Origin of the sequence: Phenylobacterium sp. CCH9-H3, assembly GCF_001557235.1 — a bacterium.
Classification (GTDB): Bacteria; Pseudomonadota; Alphaproteobacteria; order Caulobacterales; family Caulobacteraceae; genus Phenylobacterium.
The window spans coordinates 1-5,229 of record NZ_LSJI01000136.1; the positions used below are offsets into that span (position 1 = coordinate 1).

Sequence of the window (5,229 nt, forward strand, 5' to 3'; positions counted from 1 at the left end):
TCGCCGTCGTGTTCATGCCGCCGACCCTGATCGCGTCGATCTACGGCATGAACTTCGACGTTCTGCCGGAGCTGCACTGGAAGGCCGGCTATCCCCTGGCCCTCTTGTCGATGCTGGTCGCCGCAGCCATTCCGGTGCTCTGGTTCAAGAGGCGGGGGTGGCTCTGAGGCGGCACCACTCCGGATTGCGCACAAGGTTCGCTTAAGGCTGTCGCGCAACCCATCCTTAAGCGCGTTGCCGGCATGGTGAACGCGAAGGCCTCATGTCGACCCAAGCACAGCAGCATCACACGGCGCTCGACGCCCATGCGCTCCGCGAGGCGCTCGACGCCCACCAGCGCTATCTGGCGGGGCGCGCCGGCGGCCGACGCCTCAACCTTACCTACGCCGACCTGGCCAACTGCTCGCTCGAGGGCGTGGACCTGCGCGACGCCGACCTGACGGGGGCGAAGCTCTCGGGGTCGACCCTGGCGCGCGCCAACCTGTCGCGGGCGATCCTGTTCGGCGCCGACCTGCGCGAAGCCGACATGCGGCATATCAACCTCAAGCGGGCCGACCTGCGCGGCGCCTGCATGCGCGGGGCGAACCTCGCCGGGGCCGAGCTGGCGGGCTGCGACCTGCGCGAGGGCCGGATCGCCCTGCAGGACAAGCTGGACGGCTTCCGGATCCTGCGGCACGAGCATCGGCCGGGCGAGCTGAACTACGCCGTGCTGTCGGGCGCCAACCTGCAGGGCGCGCAGATGAGCGGCGCGGTCGCCATGACCAGCGACTTCACCGACGCCAACCTTTCCGGGGCGATCCTGACCGGCGCCAAGCTGATGCGGGCGGTGCTGGACGGCGCGGACCTGTCGGGCGCGGACCTGGGCGGGGCCGACCTCACGGGCGCCTCGATGAAGCGCGCGGTGCTGACCAACGTGAACCTGAGCCAGGCGCGCCTGGACGACGCCGACCTGTCGGACGTGCTGCGCGCGCCGCCGCCGATCTTCTACATCGACGACAAGTCGCTGACCGAGGTGATGGCCGAGCACGAGCAGTTCTGCGACTCGGGCGGCCGCCAGGGCAAGGTGATGAAGCTGTTCGAGGTGGACTTCCGCCCGATGAAGACCCTCAAGCGGCGGCGGCTGTCCGGCCTGTCGTCGCCCAAGTCGATCTTCTTCGGGATGGACCTGGAGGGCGTCCAGCTCCAGGGCGCCGACCTCACGGGCTGCGATTTCCGGGGTGTGAACCTGCGCGAGGCCGATCTGCGCGGCGCCCGGTTCACCGGAGCCCAGCTGGCCCGCGCCGACCTGCGCGGCGCGAAGATGGGTCCGCTGGCCATCGGCGACAACCGCTTCGTGCGCACCGACTTCAGCCGCGCCTCGCTGCGCGGCGCGGACCTGCGGGGCGCCCACGCCCCCCGCGCCCGGTTCCTGGAAGCCGAGATGGACGGCGCCCGCATCGCCGGCTGCGACCTCACCGGCGCCGAGCTGGAAGTCTAGGAACGCTCCTCCCACGTCGCGAAGACGACGGGGGAGGTGGATCGACGCCCCCGGCGTCGAGACGGAGGGGGCGCATGGCAGCCCGCTCTGAATTTCGGGAGAGCGCCCCCTCCACCACTTCGTGGTCCCCTTCCCCCGCTTCGCAGGGGACGAGCTGTTGGCCTCACATCTCTTTGCGGAGGGGGGCGAGGTCGGGGAAGTTGGCGTCGCGCTTTTCGGCCTTGGCCTTGAAGGCTTCGGCCATGTGCGGACCGGAGAACATGCTGGTCTGCCAGACGGCGATATAGTCCAGCCCGTCCTTGATGGTGTGGTCGCGGGCGTAGTTGATCATCACCTTCGAGCCGGTCACGGCCAGCGGCGCCTTGGAGGCGATCTCCCGCGCGGTGGCCAGGGCATGGTCGACCACCTGCTCGTGAGTGTCGAACACCTCGTTCACCAGGCCGATCTCGCGCGCCCGCTGGGCCGGCAGCCGGCGGCCGGTGTAGGCCAGTTCGCGCACCCAGCCCTCGGGGATCAGCTTGCAGAGCCGGGGGAAGGTGCCGACGTCGGCGGTCATGCCGATGTTGATCTCCTGGATCACGAAGAAGGCGTCGGCCGTGCAGTAGCGGATGTCGCAGGCGCTGGTCATGTCGACCGCCCCGCCGACGCAGCCGCCCTGGATCGCCGCGATCACCGGCATGCGGGCCTCGTCCAGGCAGGAGAAGCTGTCCTGCAGCAACTTCACGTGGAAGCGCATGGCCTCGGCGTTGATCGCGCTGTCCGGCGCCGCGGCCGAGGCGGTGGATCCGCCGCCGCCGAACACCGCCAGGTCCATCCCCGCGCAGAAGTGCTTGCCGGTGGAGGAGATCACGATGCAGCGGGCGCGGGCGTTCTCGTCGATGTCGCGCACGATCTGCGGCAACTCGTTCCAGAAGGCGCGGACCATGGTGTTCATGGCCTCGGGGCGCTTCAGGCGGATGTGGGCGACGTGGTCCTCGATGGTGACGTCGAAACAGGTCCAGTCGGTGGTGGTGATGTCGATGGCGGCCGGCGCGTTCATGGCGTCCTCCCTTGGCTGCCCGATCATCGCGCGACGACCCTGCGGAAGGCCAGGGCCTCGTTTAGAGCGTCGAGGGCGCCAGGTTCTCGACCTGGAAGTCGGCCGCCTCGAGCATCCGCTCCACCACGATCGAGCGGTGGCAGCCGCGGTGGTCGGCCTCGTAGCAGAGCAGGGCCGCCTTGCGGCCCTTGGCGATCTCGATGGCCTGGGCGAGCTGCAGCTGGGCCGCGGGTTCGGCCAGGTGGGCCTCGAAGATCTGGCGCATCTCGGCGGTCCGGCCCTTGCGCGCGGTCATCCGGCCCTCCTTGGGCGTGCCCAGGGCGCGCAGGTGGACGTATTCGATGCCCGCGTCCTGCAGGCTGGAGGACAGAAGGCCCTTGGAAAACCCGGCCCGCCGCGAGGCCGCCACCGCGCGCACATCGATCAGCACTTCGACGCCCGCCGCCTTCAATGCGTCGATCACTTTCGCCTGGGGGGCGGATTCATAGCCGATGGTGGCGAGCGGAAAGGCCATGTCACTCCGGTTCCGGGCGGGTGTGCGCCTCGATCAACGCCTGGGCCGCGCCCTTGGCTGCCGCGGCCGGGCCATCCGGCCCGAAAAGCTGGCTGGACACATAGACGCCCTCGATCAGCAGCAGCAGCGCGTCGGCCAGCTTCTTGGGCTTGCGGGCGTCCATGGCCTTGGTCATCTGGCGCAGGCGTTCGCGCAGGCCCTGCTTGTGCTCCACCGAGACCAGGCGGCCGGGATGGTCGGCGGCGGGATACTCCACCGCGGCGTTGGTGAGCGCGCAGCCGCGGTAGCCGGGCCGGGTCGCCCGCTCGCCCAGTTCGTCGAAGAAGGCGAGGATCTGCGCCTTGGGATCTCCCGGGTGCTTGCCGGCGGCGGCTTCGAAATAGGCCCAGAAGCCCTCGCCCTGGCCCTCGAGGTAGGCGGCGATCAGATGATCCTTGGAGGGGAACGCCCGGTAGAGCGTCGGCTTGGTGGCGCCCGCGCGCGAGACGATCTCGTCCACCCCGATGGCGCGGGTGCCTTCGCGGTAGAAGAGTTCGCCTGCGGTGGTCAGGATGCGCTCGGCGGCTTTGGGCTCGCGCGGCGCGTCCTTGGCAGGCTTCGGCTTCGCAGTCTTGGGCATGGAGGTCTGGGTCATGGCGGGCCTTGACAACGTTACAGACCGGTACGTATTGGTCGGCGTCGATAATTTTCCGTACCGGTCAGTTACATGAGCCTAGCACGCCGCCGGCCTTTCGGCCAGAACTACGCCTGGGTCGTCGCGGGGGTGACGTTCCTGAGCCTGCTGGCGGCCGCGGGCCTGCGCTCGGCGCCCGGGGTGCTCCTGACGCCGCTGCACGATGCGTTCGGCTGGGAGCGGGCCGAACTGTCCGCCGCCGCGGCCATCGGCATCTTCCTCTACGGTCTGATCGGGCCGTTCGCCGCGGCCCTGATGCAGACCCTGGGCGTGAAGCGCACTCTGCTGACCGGTCTCGTCCTGATGAGCGGCTCCACCGGCCTCAGCCTCTTCATGACCGAGCCCTGGCACTATCTCCTGACCTGGGGCGTGCTGTCGGGCTTCGGCAGCGGCGCGGTGGCCCTGGCCATGGGCGCCACGGTGGTGAACCGCTGGTTCGTCGCCCGGCGCGGGCTGGTCATGGGCCTGCTCAGCGCCTCGACGGCCACCGGCTCGCTGATCTTCCTGCCCGGGATGGCGGCCCTGGCCGAGACCGGCGGCTGGCGGCCGGTGGTGATCGCCGTGTCGTTGGCGGCGGCGGCGCTGGTCCCGCTGGTGCTGTTCCTCATGCCCGAGCGCCCGTCCGACATCGGCCAGCCGGCCTATGGCGCCGCAGAGGTCGAGCCGGCCCCGCCGCGCGGGCGGCCGGGGGACGCGGTGATGCTGGCGCTGTCGGTGCTGGCGAAGGCGGGCCGCAACCCGGCCTTCTGGCTGCTGTTCGCAACCTTCTTCGTCTGCGGCTTCACCACCAATGGCCTGGTGGGCACCCACTTGATCTCGTTCTGCGGCGACCGCGGCCTGGCCCTGGTGCAGGCCGGCGCGCTGCTGGCCGCCATGGGCGCCTTCGACATCGTGGGCACGACAGCCTCGGGCTGGCTCACCGACCGCTACGACCCGCGCAAGCTGCTGTTCGTCTACTACGGCCTGCGCGGCCTCTCGCTGATGGCCCTGCCGTTCCTGCAGTTCGACGTCGTCAGCCTGACGATCTTCGCCGTGTTCTACGGCCTCGACTGGCTGGCCACCGTGCCGCCCACGGTGCGGCTGGCGACCGAGAGCTTCGGCGAGCGCGAGGGGCCCATCGTGTTCGGCTGGATCGCCTTCGGTCACCAGGTGGGCGCGGCGACGGCGGCCTTCGGCGCCGGGGCTCTGCGCGACGTCCAGGGCAGCTACGCCGCCGCCTTCGTCATCGCCGGGTTCCTCGCCGTCTTCGCCGCCTGCGCCGCGCTGCTCATCCGTCGCCAGGACGAGGCGCCCCCCGCGACGCCCGTTCCGGCATGAGCGGGTTTCCTCTCGCGGCGTCAGCGCGATAGGAAGCGTCCATGAATGCGATGGTCGGATACGAGCCGCGGGCGCGGCGTGTGGCGCTGCCGGCGAGGGGCGGCGAGATGGCGGTGCTGGACTTCGGCCCGCCCGAGCGGCCGGTCGATGTGGTGTTCTCCCACGCCAACGGCTTCAACGCCCGCACCTACCGCACCATCCTGGCGCCG

At 70.3% G+C, this 5,229-nt stretch carries 6 protein-coding genes; 3 read left to right on the plus strand and 3 right to left on the minus strand.

Going from position 1 to position 5,229, the window contains the following annotated elements; translation table 11 throughout:
- Positions 1-14 precede the first annotated feature (14 nt).
- Together AX721_RS26865 and AX721_RS13000 are read left to right on the plus strand one after the other, a co-directional pair.
- Complete coding sequence (locus tag AX721_RS26865) at positions 15-167, plus strand: CorA family divalent cation transporter (RefSeq protein ID WP_082769852.1); 153 nt, start codon at positions 15-17, stop codon at positions 165-167.
- A 95-nt stretch (positions 168-262) separates the two neighbouring features.
- Entirely contained in the window at positions 263-1,477 is a 1,215-nt protein-coding gene (locus tag AX721_RS13000; protein ID WP_068876424.1) for a pentapeptide repeat-containing protein, read from the plus strand.
- A gap of 163 nt (positions 1,478-1,640) precedes the next feature.
- Here the strand turns inward: AX721_RS13000 and AX721_RS13005 are convergent, their stop codons facing one another.
- The 3 genes from AX721_RS13005 to AX721_RS13015 form a co-directional block, all read right to left on the minus strand.
- Entirely contained in the window at positions 1,641-2,516 is an 876-nt protein-coding gene (locus AX721_RS13005) for a crotonase/enoyl-CoA hydratase family protein (RefSeq protein ID WP_068876425.1), read from the minus strand.
- Positions 2,517-2,577: 61 nt separating this feature from the next.
- Positions 2,578-3,030, minus strand: a complete 453-nt coding sequence (locus AX721_RS13010; protein ID WP_068876426.1) for a DUF488 family protein — start codon at positions 3,028-3,030, stop codon at positions 2,578-2,580.
- Position 3,031: 1 nt separating this feature from the next.
- Positions 3,032-3,664, minus strand: coding sequence for a TetR/AcrR family transcriptional regulator (locus tag AX721_RS13015; protein WP_156467157.1), 633 nt, complete (start codon positions 3,662-3,664; stop codon positions 3,032-3,034).
- 72 nt (positions 3,665-3,736) lie between these two features.
- Between AX721_RS13015 and AX721_RS13020 the strand changes: the two genes are divergently transcribed.
- Positions 3,737-5,020 (plus strand): MFS transporter, encoded by a 1,284-nt coding sequence (locus AX721_RS13020; RefSeq protein WP_068876427.1) that lies wholly within the window; start codon positions 3,737-3,739, stop codon positions 5,018-5,020.
- Positions 5,021-5,229: the final 209 nt, after the last annotated feature.